Origin of the sequence: Methylobacterium segetis (genome assembly GCF_004348265.1) — a bacterium.
Lineage (GTDB): Bacteria > Pseudomonadota > Alphaproteobacteria > Rhizobiales > Beijerinckiaceae > Methylobacterium > Methylobacterium segetis.
The window spans coordinates 1-2,732 of the sequence record NZ_SMNT01000226.1 but is presented as its reverse complement, the minus strand read 5'-3'; the positions used below and the strand labels follow the sequence as shown (position 1 = coordinate 2,732).

The following is a 2,732-nucleotide window of genomic DNA, read 5'->3' as shown; positions in this document are numbered from 1 at the left end:
GGGTGAGATCCCCTTCTCGTAGCGGCCCTTGCCGACCGCCTCGGAGACGCGCGTCGCGGTCTCCACGCCGAAATCGGCCTGGATCAGGGCGTCCTCCAGATCCTCCAGCGTCGTCGCGTCGAGCTTGCGCTTGGTGAAGAGCCCCGTCACCCGGTCCGACAGGGAGGTCGAGGTCCGCTTCATGCCGGCGGTGAGGCGCCCCCACCAGCCGCGCTTGCCCGGGGCGTCCGCGAGGTCGAAATCCTTGGCCGCGTCGGTGGCCAAAGCGGCCGCCGTGTCGACGGGCTGAATGTCGGGGTCGGGGGCCGACGTGCCGGGTTCCAGGGCGGAGGGGGTCGGCTCGGCCGGTTCGGGCGCAGCCGATCGGGGTTCGGCCGGCTCGGGTTCGGCCGGCTCGGGCTCGAAGGCCCGGGAGGTCGTGTCCGCCGGCTCCGCCCCGCGCGCGGGCGCGTCGCCGGCCGTGCCGGCGGGCGGGCGTTCGGTGTCTCCCTCGATCGGCTGGAGGTCCGCGCCCTCGATCTCGTCGGGCACCGCGTTCTTGCCCGCCTCCTCGGGCGCGGGCTCGGAGGGCGGCAGCGGCACGTGGCTGACGTCGTCGGCGCCGGTGGCGAAGTCGGGCTGGCCCTCGGAGGCCGAGGCGGGCGAGTCCGGCGGCGGGACCGGGCTCTCCTCCGCGGCCGGCATGCCCTTGCGCCCGAACAGGCGGCCGAACCAGCCCGGCTTCTCGTCTTGACTCATGCGTCCCTGCTCCCGCAGGCCGGGCTCTTCGCGCCGGCCCACCACTCGCGTATCACCGATGATCCTGCCTGACATAGGCGCCCGCCTGCTCTACCGCGATGCCCTGCTGCTCGTCATCGACAAGCCGGCGGGCCTGCCGGTGCATCCCGGCCCGAAGGGCGGCGAGACCCTGACCGACCATCTCGACGCGCTCCGCTTCGGCCTGCCGCGGCGCCCCGAGGTGGTGCACCGGCTCGATCGCGACACGTCGGGCTGGGGGGCCGCCGCGAAGGCGGCGAGTTCCTGGCGGCCGACCGTGAGGAAGGCGCGCAGGGGCGCTTCGCCCAGAGCCGCCACGGCCTCGGGCACGCTCCCGACCTCGCGCCAAGCGTCGGCCGCCTGCCTTTCCCAGGGCGGGCGCCGGATCGCGAGCAGGGGCACCCCGGCCATCGCCGCCGCCTCGGCGGCGTTGCGCGAGATCCGCGCGGCGAAGGGGTGTGTGGCGTCGACGAGCCGATCGACGCCGTTCTCCGTCAGATAGCGGGCAAGCCCCTCCGGGCCGCCGAAGCCGCCGATGCGGGTCGGCACCGCCTCGGGCTTCGGCGCGGCGGTGCGGCCGGCGAGCGACAGGGTGACGGCGTGGCCGGAGCCGGCGAGGCCCCGCACCAGGGCGCTCGCCTCGCCCGTGCCTCCGAGGATGAGGATGCGCATGGCAGACTTCTCCGCTAGCCCCGCGCCGGAGTCGAGCCGCGAGCCCTGGCCGTCGCGCGAGCCCTGCCTGTCGCGCGAGCCCTGGCTGTCGATCGTCGGGATCGGGGAGGACGGCCGCGCCGGGCTCTCTCCGGCCGCGAGCGCCGCCCTCGATGCGGCCCACGTCGTCTATGGCGGCCGGCGCCACCTCGCCCTCGCCGCCCCCCTCTCCGGCGAGGCGCGCCCCTGGCCGAGCCCGTTCGCGGGGGCCTACGACGCGATCCTGGCACGCCGCGGCGAGCCGACCTGCATCCTCGCCACCGGCGACCCGTTCCACTTCGGCATCGGCGCCGAGATCGCGCGCCTCGTGCCGCCCGGCGAGATCCGGGCCTTCCCGCAACCCTCCGCCTTCAGCCTCGCCTGCGCCCGCCTCGGCTGGCCGCTGGCCGAATGCGCCTGCCTGACGCTGCACGGCCGCGCGCTGACGCGCATCCTGCCCCATCTCCAGCCGGGCACCCGCCTCCTCGTCCTGTCCTGGGACGAGACGACGCCGGGCCGCGTCGCGGCCCTGATGGCCGAGCGCGGGCTCGGCGCCTCGCGCCTGGCTGTGCTGGAGGCGATGGGCGGGCCGCGCGAGCGAATCCGCAGCGCCACGGCCGAGGGCTTCGGCCTCGACGGGATCGACCCGCTCAACACCCTCTCGATCGAGGTCCTTGCGGCCTCCGACGCCAGGGTGCTGCCGCTCGCCCCCGGCCTCGACGACGCGCTCTTCGAGAATGACGGGCAGCTCACCAAGGCGGAGATCCGCGCGGTGACGCTGGCGGCGCTCCGGCCCCGCCTCGGCGAACGGCTCTGGGATATCGGCGGCGGCGCCGGCTCCGTCGCGATCGAGTGGATGCTGCGCCATCCCGCCATGCGGGCGGTGGCCGTCGAGATCCGCCCAGACCGTGCCGCCCGCATCCGCCGCAACGCCGAGGCGCTCGGCGTGCCCGACCTCGCGGTGGTGGAGGGCGCCGCCCCCGCCGCCCTCGACGGATTGCCGGCACCGGACGCGGTCTTCGTGGGCGGCGGCGTCTCGGAGCCGGGGCTGCTGGCCCGCGCCGCCGCTTGCCTGCCCGCGGGCGGGCGCCTCGTCGCCAACGCGGTGACGCTCGAAGGCGAGGCGGCACTGCTCGCCGCCTTCGCAGACAGGGGGGGCGCCCTGCGGCGCCTCTCGGTCGCCCGGGCCGATCCGGTCGGCGGGATGCATGGATGGCGCGCGGCCATGCCCGTCACCCAGTGGATCTGGACGAAGCCGTGACCGAGGCCCCTCCCCTCGTCGCCGG

General features: G+C 76.2%; 2 protein-coding genes and 2 pseudogenes. 2 read left to right on the top strand and 2 right to left on the bottom strand.

The annotated features are described in order from the left end of the window. The coding region (locus tag E1J50_RS26205) for a signal recognition particle receptor subunit alpha (RefSeq protein ID WP_207919310.1) at window positions 1-738 on the bottom strand (738 nt) is incomplete at its 3' end. 58 nt (window positions 739-796) lie between these two features. Between E1J50_RS26205 and E1J50_RS26200 the strand changes: the two are divergent. Beyond that, window positions 797-991: pseudogene (locus tag E1J50_RS26200) on the top strand (pseudouridine synthase); the annotation flags it as partial. Here the strand turns inward: E1J50_RS26200 and E1J50_RS26195 are convergent. Then, window positions 991-1,428: pseudogene (locus E1J50_RS26195) on the bottom strand (precorrin-6A/cobalt-precorrin-6A reductase); the annotation flags it as partial. The pseudogenes E1J50_RS26200 and E1J50_RS26195 overlap by 1 nt on opposite strands. On the opposite strand from E1J50_RS26195, the gene cbiE reads away from it, so the two are divergent. After that, window positions 1,427-2,707, top strand: a complete 1,281-nt coding sequence (gene cbiE, locus E1J50_RS26190) for a precorrin-6y C5,15-methyltransferase (decarboxylating) subunit CbiE (RefSeq protein WP_132256506.1) — start codon at window positions 1,427-1,429, stop codon at window positions 2,705-2,707. The pseudogene E1J50_RS26195 and the gene cbiE sit on opposite strands and share 2 nt — an antisense overlap. The last annotated feature ends 25 nt before the right edge of the window (window positions 2,708-2,732 follow it).